The following is a 19,286-nucleotide window of genomic DNA, read 5'->3' on the forward strand; positions in this document are numbered from 1 at the left end:
ATGTCGCTCAAGGCTCTGCGGATCGTGTGGCGCGTGACGGCGCTCAACTTCCGCGCGCAGCTGGAGTACCGCACCGAGTTCCTGCTGATGATCGCGATCGGGGCGATCTGGCAGGTGTCGGTGATCGTGTTCGCGACGGTGCTGTTGTCCCGGTTCGCCGGGATGGGCGGCTGGGACAGCTCCGACGTGCTGCTGATCCCGGCGACGCGGATGCTGGCGCACGGGCTGTTCGTGCTGTTCCTGGGGCGCATGCACTGGGCCGGCCGGCAGATCCAGGAGGGCCGGATCGACATCTACCTGATGCGTCCGATGCCGGTCCACCGCCAGATTCAGCTGGCGTTCTTCCCGACCAACGCCATCGGGGACCTGACGGTGGCGGCGGGCCTGATGGTGGGCGCGCTCTCCCGCAGCGACCTTAACTGGACGACGGGCCGGATCACCTACCTCATCGCGGCCGTCCTCGGCGGCATGCTGCTGGAGGCCGCCCTGTTCACGGTCGTGGCCAGTGCGTCCCTGCGCTTCCCCGCCGCCGACATGTGGGGCCGCTGGCTGGAGGAACTCCTCGGCACCTTCGGCAGCTACCCGCTGAACGTCCTGCCGAGGGCGGTGGGCGGATTCCTCACCTTCGGCCTCCCGCTCGCGTTCGTCGCCTACTTCCCGGCGGCGGTCCTGACGGGCCACGGCCACTCGACCGGAGTCCCCTACTGGCTCGCGGCGGCCTCACCGCTGCTCGGACTGCTGGCGTACCTGGCGGCGCGGCTGGTGTGGCGGTGGAGTCTGCGGCACTACAGCGGCATCAACGGCTGACGGTCCGGCCCGCGCCGCGGACCGGGGTGAACAGGGCCGCCCCGGCGAGCAGGACGCAGGCCGCTCCGGCGGCCAGGGCGACCGGCGTCGTGCCCCGTACCTCCGCGGCCCAGGTCAGCACGGCGGCACCGATCGGTGCCGCCGCGTAGTGCAGGGTCCAGAACGCGGAGGTGACCCGGCCCAGGAGGTGTTCCGGGGTCACTTCCTGACGGAGTGACATCGAGCAGGTGCCTCCCACGGCGGCGCAGGCGAGGAAGGCGGCGCTCAGGGCCGCGACGACCGGCACGTCACGGGCCCAGCCGAGACCCGCGAAGGCGAGCCCGCAGCCCGCGACCGAGCCGGTCCACGTCGGCCCGAAGCCGAGGCGGCGGCGGATCCTGGCCGCGAGCAGGGCCCCGGTGATGGTGCCGAGTGCGCCGGCCGCCATGACGGTGCCGACGGTGCCGTCGTCGTGCCCGAGGTCGTGCCTGAGGTGATAGATGACCAGGTCGTGGATACCGAGGGTGAGGAAGCTGAAGACGAACAGCAGGACGGTGAGCGAGCGCAGCACGCGGTGGCCGTGGAGGAAGGCGATGCCGGTGCGCAGGTCCCGCCACAGTCCGGTGCGCTCGCCCGGCTGTTCGTCCGGAGTGCGTCGGCGGAACCGTACGAAGAACAGGCACGTCGCCGACACCCCGAAACTGGCCGCGTCCACGCCGACGGCCGCGGCCGGGCCGGACCACGCGGCGACCAGCCCCGCGCACAGCGGCCCGAGGACACCCGCAGCGGCGGCGGTGGCGTTGAGCCGCCCGTTGGCCTCGGTGAGCCGCTCGGTGCCGACCAGGCCGCGCACGACCGTGACGTAGCCGACGGCGAACAGCATGCCGACGGCCTCGCACAGCGGCAGCACCACGTACAGCAGCCAGATCTGCGGGCCGAACAGCCACACCAGCGGGACGGCCCCGTACAGGCCCATGCGCAGCAGGTCGCAGGCGATGAGCAGGCGGCGCCGGTCCACGCGGTCCACGACCGCCCCGGCGAACACCGCCGCCACGACGGCCGCGGCCCCTCCCACTGCTGTCAGCAGACCCATCCGCGCGAGGGACCCGGTGGCCTCCAGGACCAGCAGGGGCAGGGCGATCAGCGCGAACGAGTCGCCGAGGACGGAGAGGGTCTGGGCGGCCCAGAAGATCCCGAAGTCGCGCTGCCGCCACAGCGGACGCCCCTCGCGTAAGCCGTCGTCGGGGGGCTCCGCGAAGCCGCCGGATTCGTCCTCGCGCCGCGCCGCCCCGTGCGTCATGCCGCCTCCCCCGTGTCCCGGGCCCGTTTCCCCCGGGCCACCTTAGGGCTGTGCGGTGGCCGGGAGATGCCGTGCAGGCGCCCCGCCGCCCGCGCCGGATCTGCCCGACGGGCTGAGCCCGAGGACCGGGACGGGTAGTCTCGGCAGCGTGCAGTGACCTCTCCGGCGGCGCTCCCCCGGCGCCGCGGACGCGAACCGATCCGTACCCGCGGCCGCCGCCTGCGCGCGTGCCGCGGACGTTTCCGCCTGGAGAGATCACCATGGTGCGCGACAACCACGTCCCCGTCCCCGGCGCGACCCCCGAGGAGACGCTGCGGGCGTTCACCTCACGGGCGACCGCCGACCCCGCTGTCGTCGGGCTCGTCCTCAGCGGCTCCAGGGTCTACGCCGGCATGCCGACGGCCCACTCCGACTACGACCTGCACGTCGTCGTCCATGACGAGAGCGTGCCGGCCCTCGCCGCACTCGACCGCTTCCGCTCGGACCACCTCGACCTCGTCGTCATCCCCCTGGCGGAGTTCCGCACCCGTGGGATGCCCGGCCGGCCGGACAGCTTCGCGCGGTACTCCTACGTCCACGCCGAAGTGCTCTTCGACCGGCTGGACGGGACCGTCGCCCACATCCTCGACGACAAGCGCACCCTCGGCGTCGACGAGGCCCGGGACGCCGTCGCCGGCTGGCTCGACGCCTACGTCAACCAGACCTACCGCTCGCTGAAGAGCTACCGCGACGACCGCCCGGACATGGGTCACCTGGACGCCGCCGAGAGCGTCCCATACGTCCTGGAGGTGCTCTTCGCGCTGCACCGCCGCGTCCGGCCCTACAACAAGTTCCTGCGGTGGGAGCTCGAACTGCAGCCGCTGGGCGACCCCCGGTGGGCCGCGAACCGGCTCCTGCCGGTCCTGCGGCGCGTCCTGGCCGACGGCGATCCGCCCTCCCAGCGCGCCCTCTTCAACGGGATCGAGGAGGCGGCGCGCCGAGCAGGGCACGACCAGGTCCTCGACGCCTGGGGCACGGACCTGGAGCTCCTGCGCCACCGGTGACGGACCGGCGCTGGAGGTCACGGTCGGCGCCGATGGGTTCCGGGACGCCGACGAGTCGGGACTCCGGGTCGGGACTCCGGGTCGGGACGCCGGGCCGGGACGCCGGACCGGGACGCCGGACCGGGACGCCGGACCGGGACGCCGGACCGGGACTCCGGGCCGGGACTCCGGGCCGGGACTCCGGGCCGGGACTCCGGGCCGGGACTCCGGGCCGGGACTCCGGGCCGGGGCGCCGATGAGGCGGGACGTGGGCACGGCCCTGCGCGACGGCGTAGGGCACCGCCTCGAGCCGCACCGCCCGCTGGCGCTGCGCTGCACCGCCCGCTGCACCGCCCGCTGCGCTGCCGACGGTGTGGAAGAGCCGGCCGTGGCATGGCGAAGGGGCTGGTGTGACCCATGCGGTCCGACGCTCCCACGCGCCCGCAGACGGCTACGATCACGTGGTGCGTCCGAGGGTCTCGCCCTCGGCACGGCGCTCTTCGAGAGGTGATCCCCGACCCCATGCCCAGAGCCGGTCTCACCCCCGAGCGCCTCGTCGCGGCCGCGGTCGAGCTCGCCGACGAGGCCGGGTTCGAGGGCGTCACCCTGTCCGCGCTGGCCCGCCGGTTCGGAGTGAAGGACGCGAGTCTGTACAGCCACGTCCGGAGTCTGAAGGACCTGCGGACCCGCATGGCCCTCCTCGCCGGTGGCGAGATGATCGACCGGATCGCGGAGGCGGTCGAGGGGCGGGAGGCCGGCCGGGACACGCTCGCCGCCTTCGCCGCCGCCTACCGGGCCTACGCCCTGGAGCACCCCGGCCGGTACGCGGCGACCCAGATCGCCATCGACCGGGAACTCGTCACGGACTCCCCCGCGATGCGGCGAACGGCGGACGTCACGTACGGCATGCTCCGCGCCTACGGCCTGGAGGAACCCGACCTCACCGACGCCGTGCGCCTGCTGCGCAGCACCTTCCACGGCTACTGCGCCCTGGAGTCCACCGGCGCCTTCGGCGCACCCCGTGACGTGCAGGTCTCCTGGGACAGGGCGATCGACGCCCTGCACGTACTGCTTTTGAACTGGCCGGGCGAGAAGAGGACATGCGATGGCTGAACGCACCCGATCCGACGAGAGGGCCGGTGACATAGCGGAGCTCCACCGCCTCGGCACCGGCCCGTGGACCATGGCCCCTGTCACCCGGGGCGCCCTCGGCCAGATCTGGAAACTCTCCGGGAACGGCCGCTCCTGGGCCGTGAAGGAACTCCTCTTCGGCTGCGACGAGGCCCAGGTCGCCCGCGAGGCCGCCTTACGGGACGCCGCGGCGGATCTGGGCATCGCCTCGCCCCGGCTCCACCCCGACCGGCACGGCGCCCACGTCTCCCGCCTCGACTCCCCGGGCGGCGGCTCCTGGGTGAAGCTGTACGACTGGGTCGACGGCGCCGAGGCGGACGCCCGCGACCCGGACGTCCTGGACTGGTTCGGCCGGACCATGGCACTGCTCCACCAGGCCGGCGAGGGAGCCGTCGAGACCCCGGGCGACTGGTACGAGCGGTGCCCCGACGACGCCGACTGGGAGGACGTCCTCAAGAAGGTGCGGGACGCCGGCCTGCCGTGGTCGGACCAACTGGAGCGGTTCGTCGCCACGTCCGCGCCGCCGCTGGCCTACTGGGTGACCCCCTCACCGCCCGGCGACCTGGTGATCTCCCACCTCGACCTCCAGCCTCAGAACGTGCTGATCGGCCGGGACGGGCCCGTCCTCCTGGACTGGGACAACGCCGGTCCCGTCGCGGCGGAGCGGGAGTTCGCACGCGCCCTCTACGTCTGGTCCGGCGGCAACGACGTGGACATAGCCTGCGCACGGCGCCTGGCCCGGGCGTACCGCGAGGCCGGCGGCCGGGCCGTCCTCACCGGCCCGGAATCCTTCTCGATGCTCTTCGCCACGGCCCTGAACTACATTCATGTGCAGGCCGCGACGGCCGTCGATCCCGCCGTGACGGCCGCGCAGCGCGAGTTCGGCGGACGGCAGGCCGTGACCTGCCTGCGCGACGCTCCCGACCTCGCCGCCGTCTCCCTGCTGGTCGCCGCGCTCGACACCTAGGGCCGCCTGGTCCGGGTGCCGGCCCTGCCGGGGACGCGGTTCGGCGCGGCGAGCCCCGCCACGTCGTCGTACGGCGGTGTGGTGCCCGTCGGTGGCCGGCCCGCGCGGATGTCGGCCGCGGCCTCCAGCGCCGCGCCCAGTGCCCGCCGGTACAGCAGCGAGCCGAGGCTGACCCGGCGTACGCCGGCGTCGGCGAGGAGGGCGACGGACGGGCCGCCGGGCGAGTAGAGGACGTTGAGGGGCACCTCCAGGTGGCGCACCAGCGACTCGATCCCCCGCATGTCGGTGAGGCCGGGCACGAACACCCCGTCCGCGCCCGCCTGTTGATAGGCGTCCAGGCGCGCCAGGGTGCCGTCGCCGTCGCCCAGCCAGTGGGTGTCGGTACGGGCGTTGACGAACAGGCCGGGAGCGGCCCGCTTGACCGCCGCGATCTTCGCCGCGTGCCGGGCGGTCGGCCCGAGACCGTCCTCCAGATTGATACCGACCGCTCCGACGGCGTACAACTCCCGTGCGAACTCGGCCACCTCGTCCGGGTCGTCGCTGAATCCGCCCTCCGCGTCGACGGACAGCAGAAACGGCTCGGATCCCAGGGCCACGGCCAGCCGCAGCGTCTCCTCCCGGGTCGCCGCCGCACCGTCGGGCAGACCCGCCGCCGCGGCGACGCCGAGGCTCGTCGTCCCGACCGCCGCGAAGCCCTGCCCCGCGAGGGCCCGGGCGGATGCGTGATCCCAGGCGCCTGGCAGGAGCAGGGGCTCCGCGGCCCGGTGAAGGGCGGTGAAGGCGGTGGCGGACCGGCGGGACGGCGGCTGCTGCGGATCTGCGGTCATGGCGTCAGGCTAGGCCGGGTTCGCTTCGGCGCGGACCGAAGGACGACGGACCACGGGCCACGACCCCGTCCGGTTCGAGGTTGCGACCGAGGGTGGTGTGCGGTCCCCCGGATCGCCCACTCAGCCGACGTGCACGCCGGTCGCGTCCAGCCGGACCTCCACCTCGGGCCCGCCACTCCAGCGGACCGTCAGCCGCTCGTCCCCGGAAGCGGTTACCGCGACCGTTTCCGCCAGCGGGACCGGATCCGCCTCGGCGGTGAGCCGGGCCAGGGCGACGAACAGGGTGGAGTCCCCGGTGGTGACGCCGCAGAGGTCGGCGTCGAGACCGACGGCGGGCAGCAGTTCCGCCCGGGTGCCGTCCGGCGCGGCCCAGCCGGTCACGCGGACCTCCGTTCCCGGCTCCACTCCCGAGACCAGATGCGCCCGCACCTCCGCCGCCCCGCGCACCAGCACCACACTCGTCACCCGCGCTCCCCCGCCGGCCGTGTGCCGGGAAGCCGCCCAGCCCTCGCCCACGCCGAGCGGTTCGATGCCCGTGCGGCTCGGGTCGCCGCCGACGAGGACGCTGTTGTCGTACGAGTCCGCGGGTGTCGTCACGGTGGAGTACGCCAGCCGCGTGTAGTACGGGTCGTAGCGGACGTCCTCGCTGCCGTGGTTGTGGAGGCGGACCACACCGTCGGAACGGGTGGACTGGAGCAGCCAGTTGGGAGGGCCGACGGGGGTGACGAAGTCCGCGCGTTCGGCTGGGGCGGGTTCCTCCGGTGCCGTCCACACCTCGTGGTCGGGGGGCAGGAGCAGGCCGAGGAAGCCCTTGCTCGCCCAGTACGGCGAGGCCGGGCCCGAATAGCCCTGCAGGACGGACTCGTCGTAGCCGTGCCAGCCGAGGGAGAGCAGGCCCCGGTCGTCCACCGCGCCCCGGTCCAGGAAGTACTTCAGCGCACCCGAGGCCAGCCGCCGGGTCTCGCCGGGGGGCAGCGGCGTACGGCCGGTCAGCGCGCCGAGCCACAGCGGGGCCGTCGTGGCGAAGCGGTACGTCAGCGAACGGCCCTGATGCATGGGGGCGCCGTCGCCGCCGAACAGGCGGGCGTAGTCGGAAAGGTGCCGGCAGAGGCGGTCGCCGTACAGCTCCAGCAGTCGCTCGTCGCGCTCCAGCCAGGCGTGCAGCACCGGGTAGAGGTGCATCGCCCAGCCGTTGTAGTAGTCGTACTTGCGGCCGTCGCCGTCGGTGTACCAGCCGTCGCCGACGTACCACTGCTCGATGCGTTCCAGGCCGCGGTCGATCGCCGCGCGGGAGGCGCCCGCCTCGTGGCCGATCTCGGCCAGGAAGCCGCCCACGGTGACCGGGAACAGCTCCCAGTTGCAGGGCCAGGGCTCGGCCGTGAGGGCGTCGGCCAGCCAGGCGGCCGTCCGCTGGCGCACGCCCTCGTCCAGGCGGTCCCAAAGCAGGTCCCGCGTGAGGCGCAGGGCCAGGGCGATGGACGCCGCCTCCACCAGGGACTGGTGGCGGTCCTCGATGCCGGGCCAGACGCCCGAGACGCCGGCGGCGAGGCCGGTCGCGTAACGCTCCAGGGCCTTCTCGTCGCGGCGGAAGGCGGCGAGCAGCAGGGTGCGGGCGTAGCCCTCCAGGCCGTCGGAGAGGCGGCCCGTCCAGCTGGCCCGGTCGCCGGGCAGGTGGTAGAGCGCGCGGTCCTCGGTGGCGTACGGCTCGACGGCGGTGAGCAGGGAGTCGGCCGCCGCCTCCCAGTGGGCGCGGGTGTAGCCGGTGAACGGGGACGTCGTGCGGTCGGCGGGAGGCAGGTGCATCGGGTGTCTTTCGTGCTCGGGCCGGTGGATACGGATCGGACCTGGAGCGCCCCGGTTCCGGTCGGGGCGCCCCAGGGGCTCATCCCACCCGCACGGTGCCCTTCGGCACCAGATGCCGGGTGACGAGTTCGTCGCGGACGAGGCCCGCGTAGGCCGTCGCCCCGCGCACGGAGGTGTGCGTGTTGTCCCGCGCCTCGTTGGTGAGGTACAGCGCCTTGGAGCCTTCCACGCCGAGGGACTCCACCAGCGCCTTGGTCTTCGCCGTGAGGTCGATCAGCGGGACGCCCCGGGCCGCGGCGACCTCGCGGATGACGGCCGGGTGGTCGACACCGAGGCCGTTGACCAGGAGCGCGGTTCCGTTGTTCAGCGTGCCGTCGGGGTTGAACCAGCGCCGCACGATGGGAGTGACAAGGACCGGCTGTCCGCCCTGTTCCCGGACGCCGGCCACCAGGGTTTCCAGGTTGGCCCGGTAGGTGGCCTCGTCCGTGGTCTTGTCGTTGTGGGCGAGCTGGACCAGGACCAGATCACCGGGGCGGATCAGGGGCCGTACGGTGGCCCACAGCTGCGGGTTCCCCAGATACGTGACCGTACTCTCCCCGGAATCGGCGTAGTTGGCGACGGACACGCCTTTGCGGAGGTACTGGGGCAGTTGCTGGCCCCAGCCGGAGTACGGGTCGCCGGGCTGGTCGCAGACGGTGGAGTCGCCGACCAGGAAGATCTGGCGGGCGTGCCGGGCCCGCTTGACCTCGATCCCGGCGAGGGCGGGGGCGGTCCCGCCGATCCTCAGGTCGAGACCGGGGGTTCCCTCGGGGCCGGTGGGCTCACCCTCGGGGGTGCGCACGTTCACCGTGAAACTGCGGGTGACGCGTCGTCCGGCCGGTGCGGCCGTCTCGGGGAGCAGGGAGCGGCGGCTCTCACCGGTGACGCTCGTGCTGGACGCCGCCTTGCCGCCGAGTGTGACCCGTACGTCGTACGTGCCCGGCGGGACGTCGAAGTGGCAGGCGCCGGCGGCACAGTGGGCGAGGCCTCGGTCCCCGCTCCTCGCATCCGCGTGGGCGGGTACGGACGACAACGCGGTCCCCAGGGTCACCGCCGCGACGACGGCGATGCTGAAACGTCTCACTCCAGGCTCCTCCCGGCACACGACACGACCTGGAGGGGGACCGTACTCCGCCGGACAAGCGCTTTCTAGACCCCGAACAGCATTCACCAGATCTACCTCCCGGCATGAGTGAAAGCCCTTTCGCGAAATCGATTCAACTGTCACTCTCGCTCCCACCGCACTCCCCCCACCTTGCGCAGGAGGCACCCCCCATGCCCGGAGCCACGAACAGACCGGTCGGCCGCCGCGCCGTCGTCCTCGCCGCCACGGCCGGTGCCGTCGGCGCGACCCTCGCCCGCCCGGCGCACGCCGCCGGTTTCGGCTGGACCGACGACGGCGCGAACTACGTCGTCGACACCGGCGCCCAGCTCGTCTTCAAGGTCGCCAAATCCACCGGCGACCTGACCTCCCTGGTCTACCGGGGCACGGAGTACCAGGGCTACGGGGGCATGAACTCGCACATCGAGTCGGGCCTCGGCGCCTCCACCGTGAGTATCAAGCAGTCCGGTACGACGATCCTGGTCTCCGTCACGCACGGCACGCTGAGGCACTACTACGCGGCCCGCAGCGGCGAGAACAACGTCTACCTGTGGACGAACAAGGCCGACACGTCCGTCACCGCGAGCCGGTACATCGTGCGGGTGCGAAAGGGCGCCTTCCTCAACGACGAGCCCGACTCCTACACCTACGCGCCCACCACCATCGAGGCCTCGGACGTCTTCAGGAAGTCCGACGGCCAGACCCGCTCCAAGCACTACTCCAAGCTGCGCGTCATGGACTACGACCACATCGGCTGGTCCGCCGGCGGTGTCGGCCTGTGGATGGTGCGCAGCAACCACGAGAAGGCCGCCGGCGGCCCCTTCTACCGCTCCCTGCTGCGCCACCAGAGCGCGGACGGCGGGGGTCTCTACGAGATCCTCCACTACGGCCAGAACCAGACCGAGGCGCAGCGCTTTGGGCTCCAGGGGCCGTACGTCATCGCCTTCACGGACGGCGGGGCGCCCTCCTCGGCGCTGCACGCGGGCACGCTGACGACACCCTGGGCCGACTCGCTCGGCATCGCGGGGTACGTGCCGGCGAGCGGGCGGGGCAAGGTGGCGGGCGTCGGGATCTCCGGGCGGAATACGGCGTACCCGTACACGGTCGGGCTCGCCAACGCGTCGGCGCAGTACTGGGGTCCGGCACGTTCCTCGGACGGCTGGTTCTCCCTTTCCGGTGTGCTGCCGGGCACGTACACGCTGACGGTGTACAAGGGCGAGCTCGCGGTGTACACCACGTCGGTGAGCGTGTCGGCCGGGGGCACGACGACCCTGAACACGATCGCGATCCCGTCCTCCAACGACCCCTCCAACGCCAACGTGATCTGGCGGATCGGCGACTGGAACGGCACGCCCGGCGGGTTCAAGAACGCGGACCTGATGACCTACGCGCATCCGTCCGACACGCGGGCCGCGTCCTGGACCGGGAACGTGGTCGTCGGCAACGGCGAGACGGCGGCCTTCCCCTGCTACCTCTGGAAGGACGTCAACAGCGGGATCCTGGTGTATTTCAAGCTGACGGCGGCCCAGGCGGCCGCCGCGCACACCCTGCGCATCGGGGTGACGACGGCGTACGCGAACGGCCGGCCCCAGGTCACCGTCAACGACGCCTGGACCTCGGCGATCCCCGCCCCGCCCACCCAGCCGGACACCCGGTCGCTGACCAACGGTTCCTACCGGGGCAACAACCACACGTTCACGTACAGCGTCCCGGCGTCCGCCTGGAAGACGGACACGAGTCAGTACAACGTGCTCAGGATCGACGTGGTGAGCGGGTCGGGGGCGAGCGGGTTCCTCAGCGCGGGGACGGCCATCGACGCGATCGACCTGCTGGCCTGAGCGCCCTCGTGACCGCCCGGGTCGTCATGTTCCGCGTGTCCACTGCTGGTTGGTGCCGCCGTTGCACGTGTACGTGAGGAGCGCGGCGCCGTTGGCGGTGGACGCCCCGTTCACGTCCAGGCACTCGCCGCTCGCGCGGGACCTGACGTTCACGTACGAGCCGGTGGTGGTCAGCGACCACTGCTGACTCGTCGCGGAGGACGTGCAGTTCTCCTGCGTGACCGTGCTCGCGTTCTCCTGCACGCACAGGCTGCTGTTCCTGACCATCAGCTGGTAGTAACCGCTTCCGACGGACTTGAACCAGTACTTCTGGTTGGCGCCTCCGTTGCAGTCGTACTGCTTGATCTGGGCGCCCGCCCAGAGCGACTGGCTCGTGACGTCCGCGCACTTGGACGAGTGGCGGGCGATCAGCGTGTTGTACGGGGCGCCGGTGCCGGTGACGGTTCCGGCGGCCGTGTCGATCGTGACCTCCGGCGACCAGGACATGGCCATCGTGGTCGAGTTGGAGAAGGTCAGCGGCAGCCACACGTACCGCGAGTCGTTGACCGTGCCGCCGAAGGAGTTGCCCCAGCGGTCGCCCAGGTAGAGGTACGAGGTGCCCGAAGTGCCCTGCACGGGCAGCACGAAGGCGGTCTGCGAGCCGTACGCCGTCGAGTCGCCGATGTTCTTCATGGCCGACCAGGGGCCGGCGATGCTGGTGGCCGTGGCGTACTGCTGCTGGTTGGGGTCCCAGCCCGTCGCGCCCGAGGTCAGCATGAAGTACACGCCGCCCCGCTTGAACAGCGCCGGTGCCTCGCGGTGGCCACCGGGCCAGGGGTTGGCGACCAGGCTCGCGACGCCGGTGTAGTCGGCGGTGAGGCGGTAGATCTGCAGGTCGTAGTTCTCGCGGGCGGCGGAGACCATGTATCCGGCTCCGTCGGTGTCGACGAAGACCGTGATGTCACGGGACATGTGCTGGCCGAGCGGGCGGAAACTGCCCTTCCAGGTGTAGTTGCCGTCCACGGTGTCGGAGACGGCGACGGCCGCGCGGGCCTCGCTGTAGTCGGTGCCGTTCTCCTTGTGCATCCACATCACGAACGTGCCGGTGGAGGCGTTGTACATGACCTTCGGCCGCTCGATGTTGGCCGTCGCGAGCTCGGGGGCGCTCGCCTCGGTCAGGACGTGGTTGCGGAACTCCCAGTTCTTCAGGTCGCTCGAGCGGTAGGCGTCGACGTACCGGAAGGTGTTGTCGGCGTTGCGGTGCTCTCCGAACCAGTAGTAGTAGCTGCCGATCTTGAGGACTCCGCCGCCGTGCGCGTGGACGGGGCCGCCCGAGGTGTCGGTGAACTGGGTGCCGTTGGTGATCGTCTGAGGCGCGGCCTGGGCGGGCCCGGCGGTGGCGAGGGCGCCGAACAGACCGAGGCAGAGGGCGAGAAGGGTGGTGCAGGCGCGTCTCATGTCAGTCACCCGCCGTTGCGGTGTCGGCGAGCGGTATGCCGAAGTCGGGGGTGCCGTCGCGCTTCCAGCCGAGCTTCTGGACGCGGGTGTGGCGGTTGGGGTCGTTCAGCGGGTCGCCGTTGATGTGCTTGTACTGGCGGGCGTGGTAGACGAGGACGTCGGTGCGGCCGTCCTCGGCGACGGTGAAACAGTTGTGGCCGGGGCCGTACTGCTTGGTCGTGTCGTTGCTCGTGAAGACCGGGGTCGGCGACTTGGACCAGCTCAGGGGATCCAGGAGGTGGCTGTCGGCGTCGGCGGTCAGCAGGCCCACGCAGTAGTTGAAGTCGGTGGCGCTGGCCGAGTACGTCATGAAGAGGCGGCCGTTGCGCTTGAGGACGTATGGGCCCTCGTTGACCTTGAAGCCGATGCACTCCCAGTCGTACTCCGGGGTGGAGAGGCGCACCTGCGGGCCCTTCAGGGTCCACGGGTCGGCCATCTCCGAGAGGAAGATGCCGGTGTTGTTGTCCAGGCCGGGCTCGTGCTGGGCCCAGGCGAGGTAACGCTTGCCCCGGTGGGTGAAGGTCGTGGCGTCCAGGGAGAAGGTTTCCCACGCCGTCTTGACCTGGCCCTTCTCCACCCAGGTGCCCTGGAAGGGGTTGGGGTGGGAGTTTTCCAGCACCCAGATGCGGATCGCCCAGATGTCCTCGGCGGGCGCGGAGGCGAAGTAGATGTACCACTTGCCGCCGATGCGGTGGAGTTCGGGCGCCCAGATGTGGGCGCCCATGGGGCCGGTGGCGTGGGCGCGCCAGATGACGGACTCGTCCGTCGTGCCGAGGCCGCGCAGGGTGCGGGAGCGGCGCAGGATGATGCGGTCGTACTCGGGGGCGGTGGCGGTGAAGTAGTAGAAACCGTCCTTGTGCCGGTTGATGTGCGGATCGGCACGGTTGCGGACCAGGGGGTTCACGAAGGGGGCCGGCTTCGGGTGCCCGGCGGTTGTTGCGGCAGCGGTTGTTACGGCAGCGGTTTCTCCCCGGGGCGCCGCCTCGGCGACGACAGGGAGGGCGGGGACGGCGGCGAAGGCGCCGGCGGCCGCGGCGCCCTTCAACAGCATTCTGCGGCTGGGGGGTTCGGGCAGAGCGTGGTCGCGGTCGCGGCTCATGCGGTGGGGCCTGCCTCTCACTGGGGGACACACGGCGTCGTCGTCGGATGCGACGTCTGATATCTCGAACGCCATCTGTCATTACGAACGCCGAAAAGGTAAGGGGGTGACACGTGGAGGTCAACGGGTCTGACGGGACGAACCCGCCCCGCTCGGTGACGAATCCGCCGTGCTCGATGACGAGTCCGCCCGGCTCGGTGACGAATCCGCCCGGCTCGGTGACGGATGCGCACGCCTGGGTGACGAATGCGCTCGCCCCGTTTCGGAAACAGCGAGCGCCAATTTTCTGTTATCGGCGCAGACATGGGCCGTCTCCGCTCATGTGCGCAGCCTGATCCACACCACAGCAGCGGCCGCGGGCGTCCTCGCGGCGGTCGCGTCCCTGGTCACCGCTCCCCCGGCGGCGGCCGCCGGCGCCCGGGACGTCACGGCCGACGTGCTGGCCGGCCGGGACGTGACGCTCGGCGGCGACACGGTCGTCACCGTGCCGCCCGGGACGACGACGTACGACGGCGTGTTCCGCGGCGAGGGCACGCTCACGGTGCGCGGCAGCGGGACGCTGGTCCTCACCAGGGACAGCGACTTCACGCTCCCCCGGGCCCGGCAGCGGCAACGGGTGCGGACGGCGGGCGGCAATCACCCGTACGTCGCGGTCAGCCGGCCCGACCCCCCGGCGGTCACCGTCGAGCGCGGCGCGACGCTCCAGTACGGCGACGGCGGCACGACCGGCCTGATCGGCCACTTCCCGTACGACACCCCGGCGTTCCGCCTCAACCAGGACAACATCAGGGTCGACGGCACCCTCCGCCTGTCCCTCAGGAGCGCCTACACCCTGGGCACCATCAGCGGCTCGGGCCTGATCACACAGCCCAGGTTCCTGTGGGGCACGTGGGACCTGCCGGGCACCCACCCCTTCTCCGGGGTGATCGACAACGGCACGCAGGCGAACGCCGGGCGCCCCGAGTACGCGACCTCGCTGCCACGCGTCCGCAAGATCCTCAACCAGGGCACCTGGACGGTGGACACCCCGCTGGGCCGGACCGTCACGCTGGGCATGGACTTCTACCAGCGCGAGTACGGCAGCGACATCAACGTCCAGTCCCGGCCGGGCGGCGAGGTGGTCCTGACCGGCCAGTACAGCTGGTCGGACCGGGGCGGCGACACCGACCCCTCGCTCAGCGACCCAGCCCTCAACTGGACGCCCGCCCGCAAGAACGTCAACAAGCGCGGCACCAACATCAAGGGCGCCAACGTCCGGTGGGGCGACGGCACGACCGACCGGATCTTCATGCCGGGAACGGCAGAGACCGTTTACATCAACCTGCTGGCGGCCCGCGAGCGTTCCCGGCTGACGTTCGACTACAACGGCCCGGTGACGCTCGGCGCCCCCATCGGCGGCGGCAGATTCCACGACACCCTGTCCGCCCCCGGCGCCGGCGACATCGTCATCGCGGGCACACCCGGCAACGACGTGACCTTCGCCGCCGTCCAGTACTACGACGGCTCCACGACGGTGGAGAAGGGCGCGGTCCTGCGCCTCGGCAGCGGCAAGCGGGGCGGCGACGGCGGCCTGTACTCGGGCGGCAGCCACTACCGGCTCGTCAACGACGGCGCCCTCGTCCTGCGCAACACCGGCAGGCCCGTCACCCTCTCGCGCGTCTCCGGCAGCGGCTCCCTCACCCAGTCGGGCACCGCCACCGCGACCCTGACGGGCGGGGCGGTGACGTACACCGGACCGACCACGGTCTCCACGGGCACGCTGGCGCTGCGCGGCGGAGCCACCCTCACCCACAGCAGGACGATCCGGCTCACTTCGGCCGGCGCGAGACTGGACGCGGGCCGGACGGGGCTGCGGGTGGCGACGACGCTGACCGGCAAGGGCACGGTGAGCGGCGCGGTCACCAACGACGGCACGGTCACGACGGGCCTCACCGTCAACGGCCCCTACACGCAGAGCCCGAAGGGCTCACTGGTCCTGCGGAGCAAGCCGCTGACCGTGACGGGCCGGGTCCGGCTGGCCGGGGACCTCGACGTGTCGTCCGCGCCTCAGGGCACCACCGAGATCACCGTGCTGGACCACAGGGGCAAGGCCCGAACGTCGGGAACCTTCACCGGTCTGAAGGAGGGCGCCCGCCTGAAACTGGCCGGTACCGCCTACCGCCTCACTTACCGGGGCGGCGACGGCAACGACGTCGCCTTGACGGCCGACCGCGCTCCCCGCCCGTCCCCGACCCCCTCCGCGCCCTCCGCCGTGCCCCCCCGCAGCACCGGCGCCGCGCAGCACCTCGACTTCGGCTGGTGGCCCTACGCCCTCGGCTCGGCCTTGGTCATCAGCCTCGCGGTACCGGTGGCGACGCGTCGGGGCCGGGGCAGGCGGCGGGGCGGGCGGCATGCGGGCCGCGCGCGGCGGTGACCCGGCCGGTCCTCACAGCTCGGAGTCGCCCCACAACGTGACCTCCACCTCGTCCCCCACCGCCACCTTGCCGGGCCGGAGTACCGCGTACTTCGTGCCGAAGGCGACGCCGCCCTGGGTGGCGCGGCGGTAGCCGGCGAGGGTGCGCAGGGGCTCCGGGCCCGCCCGGGTGCCGGTGTGCTGGTCGACCAGGGTGACCGCGCAGCGGATGGCGAGCTTGGCGTAGCCCAGTTCCGTGGTGCCGATGCGCAGGCGGTGCGCGCGGTCCTCCGTGTGGGGGTCGTCCCAGCCCTCGACGACGAGGTTGGGGCGGAAGCGGTCGACGGGGATGGGCTGTGCGCCCCGGGCGGTCATCCTGGTGTTGAGGAGGTCGAGGGCGGAGCGGGAGAGGACGTGCAGGGCGCAACTGTCGGCGTAGCCGGATGTGCCGGGTGTCAGGCCGTCGGTCACCCGGTCGTGTTCCGGCGGGGTTCGTACCAGCCGGCTCGGGGCCCCGAGCACGTCCGAGAGCCAGCCCGCCGCGTCGTCCCCCTGGTCGATGCCCTGGTAAGCGGTTCCGAACAGATCCACTTTCCGCCGGGTGCCCGACGTGTCCACCCGAAGGTGGAGGGACTCGGTCCCGGGTGCGGCGAGCGTGAGATGGTCGCCGTCGGGTGTGATACGGGGGCGGACGACGGCCAGCAGCGGGTCCCGGCGCTGCGTGCGGTACACGCCCTCCTCGCTGACGACCATGAAGCTGCGGTCGTGCGCAAACCCGGCCGGCGTCAGCAACGCCTCGCGTACCGGCGTACCGGCGCAGCCCTTGACGGGGTAGTACGACAGCTCGGCGACTCGGGCCATGACCTCTCGTTCCGTTCCGCGGTTCAACGGCCGCTGGGAGCTTCGGGAAAACCGAGCAGGGGAGCCAGCGTTCGCGCCTCGGCCGCCCACTCGGCCAGGAAAGCCAGGGTCAGGCCCCTTTCCCTGTAACGGAGTTCGGCCGGGACCGTACCCTCACCGCCGTAGGCCACCGGCTCCTGGTCCGCCCGCGCCAGCATCAGCGCGGTGAGCCAGTCGTACTTCACCGCGGACGCGCACACGCCGAGCCGGACGAGGCGCTCGTCGCCCCGCCAGCCGCTCTCGCGCAGTCCGTGCAGGTAGGCGTCGTAGGCCGCCTTGGCCAGGCCCGGCAGGTCGGCGGCGGGGACGAACAGGTCGAAGACGCAGTCCGGCAGGAAGTTGCCGAGGTCCTCGCCGAGGGCGCCGTCGCCGGTGAACGCCCAGTCGAGCAGGACGCCGGCGCCCGAGCGGTCGGAGACGACGTTCGCCGGCCACTGGTCGAGGTGGCTGAGCGCGCGGGGCAGCGATTCCATGACCGTGAGGAACCACTCGCGGTCGTGGTGGAGGCGGACCATGCCCTCGCGCAGGCCGGGCGGGAAGTGCCGCCGGACCAGGGGGTGCCGCCACGCCGCGTCGTCGTCGAGCAGGGCCCGGCCCGTCGTCTGTGCCGACGTGTAGTCCCGCAGGAAGCCCTGCGACAGCCACGGGATGTCCTCCCCCGCGCCGACCGCACCCTGCGCGACGCCCAGGCGGTGGGCGTGGTCGACGTGGCGGGCCTGGGGCCAGGCGGTGGCCGGTCCGCCCGGCACGTCCTCCAGCCACAACGCCACGTCCCCGTCCGGGCGTTCGGCGCACTCCAGCAGCCGGGGTGCGCGAATGCCGTGCCGCTGCCAGACCTGGGCGAGGCCGGATTGGTAGACGTACGCCTCGCGGCGCCAGAAGTTCCAGTGGCGCGGATCGTTGGACGCCGACCAGTAGACGGCGGTCTCCTTCGTCCGCGTCAGGACCTTCAGGACGGCCGAGCGGTCGCCGCCGGTGACCCGCCACACCCCGGCCGTGACGCCGTTCCACGGGTTGTGGGTGAGCGGCTCGAACACCGCCCTGTCCGCAGGGACTCCCAGGACCTCACGTACTTCGGCATGCGCTGCAGCGACCTCGGGCATCCCCCGATGCTATGCCTCCGTCTCGGCCCTGTCCTTGCGTCCCCGCAGCCACACGTACACCGGGATCCCGGCGAAGAGGAACAGCACGCCCTGGTAGACGGCCGCGTACCCGGCGCCGGCGATCAGCCAGAACGAGAAGCCGAAGGACAGGACCGCGACGGTCAGGTCGCGGGCGAGGCCGGCGGGGCGGACGCGGTCGCGGGTGCCGCGGGCCAGCCAGTACAGCTGGGCCGCCGCCGACAGCAGGTACGGCACGCAACCGGTGAAGGTGGTGATCAGGACGAGGACGCGGAACGTGGTGTCCGGGCCGGCCGTGTAGTTGAGGGCGATGAGGAGGCTGCCGAGGACCGCGCAGGCCCACACCCCGAAGCCGGGGACGCCGCCCTTGCCGAGGCGGGCGAAGGGCGAGGGGAAGAGGCCGTCGCGGGCGGCGGCGTACGGCATCTGCGCGGCCATGAGGATCCAGCCGTTGAGGCAGCCGGTGATCGAGGCGACGGCGACCAGCGCGATGGCGGTGCCGCCCCAGGAGCTGCCGGTGAGGGTGTTGACGGCGTCGGCGAAGGGGGCGCCCGAGTCGACGAGCCGGTCGTGCGGGACCAGACCGAAGACGGCGATGGTGCCGAGTACGTAGACGAGGGCGGAGGCCAGGGTGCCGAGGACGCTCGCCCGGCCGACCGTGCGCTCGGGGTCGCGGACCTCTCCCGCGCTGACGGCGGCGGACTCGACCCCGAGGAAGCTGTACAGCAGCAGCGCGGCGGAGGCGGCCAGCGCGCCGGAGACACTCTGGCCGGAGGCGTTGAACGGGCCGAAGTTGTCCGCGTCGACGAAGAACAGGCCGATCGTGGCGAGCAGGAGCAGCGGTACGAACTTCAGGATCGTGGAGACGACCTGCACCGCGCCGACCCAGCGCGTGCCCGCGAAGTTCGCCGCGGCCGGCAGCCAGAGGGCGGCCATCGCGACCAGGGCCTGGAGGGCGTGGTTGCCGTGCAGGGGTATGAGGACCTCGACATAGCCGACGACCGCGACGGCCAGGGCGGCGATGCTGACCCAGCACATCGTCCAGTACGACCAGGCCGACAGGAACCCGGCGAACTCGCCGAAGGCGTCCCGGGGGTAGACGTACAGGCCGCCGGTGACGGGGCTGCGCCGTGCGAGCTTGCCGAAGAGCAGGGCGAGCAGTACGGCTCCGACGGAGAGCACGAGGAAGGCGAGCAGGCTGATCGTGCCGTAGGGGGCGACGGTGGCGGGCAGGGCGAAGATGCCGCCGCCGATGATGTTGCCCATGACGAGGGCCGTGGCGGCGGCGAGGCCGAAGGTGCGGCGGGGAGCGGGCGCCGCGTCGGTTCCGGTCGCGGCCCGGTCGGCGGGTTCCGCGGCCTCGGTGGGGCTGGGGACGGTCATGAGGGTTCCTGTACAAGCGGAGGAGGAGGGTCCTGATCGTAACCGCGATCCCACATGCTGGTCGACCTGTTCATCTGATGGACACAAGCGGCTGGGGCCC

At 72.1% G+C, this 19,286-nt stretch carries 15 protein-coding genes; 6 read left to right on the plus strand and 9 right to left on the minus strand.

Features of this window, described 5'->3' with window-relative positions; genetic code table 11:
• Positions 1–807 (plus strand): ABC transporter permease, encoded by an 807-nt coding sequence (locus FDO69_RS03450; protein WP_104778096.1) that lies wholly within the window; start codon positions 1–3, stop codon positions 805–807.
• On the opposite strand, the gene FDO69_RS03455 is transcribed toward FDO69_RS03450, so the two are convergent.
• The gene (locus FDO69_RS03455) at positions 797–2,086 is read right to left on the minus strand and encodes an MFS transporter (protein ID WP_104778097.1); all 1,290 of its coding nucleotides are present in this window, start codon (positions 2,084–2,086) and stop codon (positions 797–799) included. The genes FDO69_RS03450 and FDO69_RS03455 overlap by 11 nt on opposite strands.
• Before the next feature lie 260 nt (positions 2,087–2,346).
• Here FDO69_RS03455 and FDO69_RS03460 point away from each other — a divergent pair, with 260 nt between their 5' ends.
• The 3 genes from FDO69_RS03460 (at position 2,347) to FDO69_RS03470 (ending at position 5,206) form a co-directional block, all read left to right on the plus strand.
• The gene (locus FDO69_RS03460; protein ID WP_234387831.1) at positions 2,347–3,129 is read left to right on the plus strand and encodes a hypothetical protein; all 783 of its coding nucleotides are present in this window, start codon (positions 2,347–2,349) and stop codon (positions 3,127–3,129) included.
• Between the two features lie 501 nt (positions 3,130–3,630).
• Positions 3,631–4,221: a TetR/AcrR family transcriptional regulator gene (locus tag FDO69_RS03465; RefSeq protein WP_104778099.1), complete on the plus strand. Its 591-nt coding sequence runs from the start codon at positions 3,631–3,633 to the stop codon at positions 4,219–4,221.
• On the plus strand, positions 4,214–5,206 hold the full coding sequence (locus tag FDO69_RS03470; RefSeq protein ID WP_104778100.1) for a phosphotransferase: 993 nt from the start codon (positions 4,214–4,216) through the stop codon (positions 5,204–5,206). Before FDO69_RS03465 ends, FDO69_RS03470 begins: the two co-directional genes overlap by 8 nt.
• On the opposite strand, the gene FDO69_RS03475 is transcribed toward FDO69_RS03470, so the two are convergent.
• The 3 genes from FDO69_RS03475 to FDO69_RS03485 all read right to left on the minus strand — a co-directional run bounded on the left by FDO69_RS03475 (position 5,203) and on the right by FDO69_RS03485 (position 8,959).
• On the minus strand, positions 5,203–6,033 hold the full coding sequence (locus FDO69_RS03475) for an isocitrate lyase/PEP mutase family protein (RefSeq protein WP_104778101.1): 831 nt from the start codon (positions 6,031–6,033) through the stop codon (positions 5,203–5,205). The two genes, FDO69_RS03470 and FDO69_RS03475, sit on opposite strands and share 4 nt — an antisense overlap.
• Before the next feature lie 120 nt (positions 6,034–6,153).
• The gene (locus FDO69_RS03480) at positions 6,154–7,836 is read right to left on the minus strand and encodes a DUF2264 domain-containing protein (RefSeq protein WP_104778102.1); all 1,683 of its coding nucleotides are present in this window, start codon (positions 7,834–7,836) and stop codon (positions 6,154–6,156) included.
• Between the two features lie 79 nt (positions 7,837–7,915).
• Entirely contained in the window at positions 7,916–8,959 is a 1,044-nt protein-coding gene (locus tag FDO69_RS03485; protein WP_104778103.1) for a rhamnogalacturonan acetylesterase, read from the minus strand.
• Positions 8,960–9,150: 191 nt separating this feature from the next.
• Here FDO69_RS03485 and FDO69_RS03490 point away from each other — a divergent pair, with 191 nt between their 5' ends.
• A complete protein-coding gene (locus FDO69_RS03490; protein ID WP_170320831.1) occupies positions 9,151–10,815 on the plus strand; it encodes a rhamnogalacturonan lyase B N-terminal domain-containing protein in 1,665 nt (554 codons plus the stop codon).
• Between the two features lie 24 nt (positions 10,816–10,839).
• Here FDO69_RS03490 and FDO69_RS03495 read toward each other — a convergent pair whose 3' ends face one another.
• Both FDO69_RS03495 and FDO69_RS03500 read right to left on the minus strand, forming a co-directional pair.
• A complete protein-coding gene (locus FDO69_RS03495) occupies positions 10,840–12,252 on the minus strand; it encodes an RICIN domain-containing protein (RefSeq protein ID WP_104778104.1) in 1,413 nt (470 codons plus the stop codon).
• 1 nt (position 12,253) lies between these two features.
• Positions 12,254–13,390 (minus strand): glycoside hydrolase family 43 protein, encoded by a 1,137-nt coding sequence (locus tag FDO69_RS03500; RefSeq protein WP_104778105.1) that lies wholly within the window; start codon positions 13,388–13,390, stop codon positions 12,254–12,256.
• Positions 13,391–13,712: 322 nt separating this feature from the next.
• Between FDO69_RS03500 and FDO69_RS03505 the strand changes: the two genes are divergently transcribed.
• Complete coding sequence (locus FDO69_RS03505) at positions 13,713–15,803, plus strand: autotransporter (protein WP_104778106.1); 2,091 nt, start codon at positions 13,713–13,715, stop codon at positions 15,801–15,803.
• A gap of 12 nt (positions 15,804–15,815) precedes the next feature.
• Here the strand turns inward: FDO69_RS03505 and FDO69_RS03510 are convergent, their stop codons facing one another.
• Genes FDO69_RS03510 through FDO69_RS03520 form a run of 3 tightly spaced genes read right to left on the minus strand, consistent with a single transcriptional unit; the run spans position 15,816 to position 19,186 of the window.
• On the minus strand, positions 15,816–16,643 hold the full coding sequence (locus tag FDO69_RS03510) for an MOSC domain-containing protein (protein ID WP_104778107.1): 828 nt from the start codon (positions 16,641–16,643) through the stop codon (positions 15,816–15,818).
• 23 nt (positions 16,644–16,666) lie between these two features.
• Complete coding sequence (locus tag FDO69_RS03515; protein WP_104778108.1) at positions 16,667–17,785, minus strand: aminoglycoside phosphotransferase; 1,119 nt, start codon at positions 17,783–17,785, stop codon at positions 16,667–16,669.
• 9 nt (positions 17,786–17,794) lie between these two features.
• Entirely contained in the window at positions 17,795–19,186 is a 1,392-nt protein-coding gene (locus FDO69_RS03520) for an amino acid permease (protein ID WP_104778109.1), read from the minus strand.
• Positions 19,187–19,286: the final 100 nt, after the last annotated feature.

Source organism: Streptomyces tibetensis (assembly GCF_007655005.1).
Taxonomy (GTDB): Bacteria; Actinomycetota; Actinomycetes; order Streptomycetales; family Streptomycetaceae; genus Streptomyces; species Streptomyces tibetensis.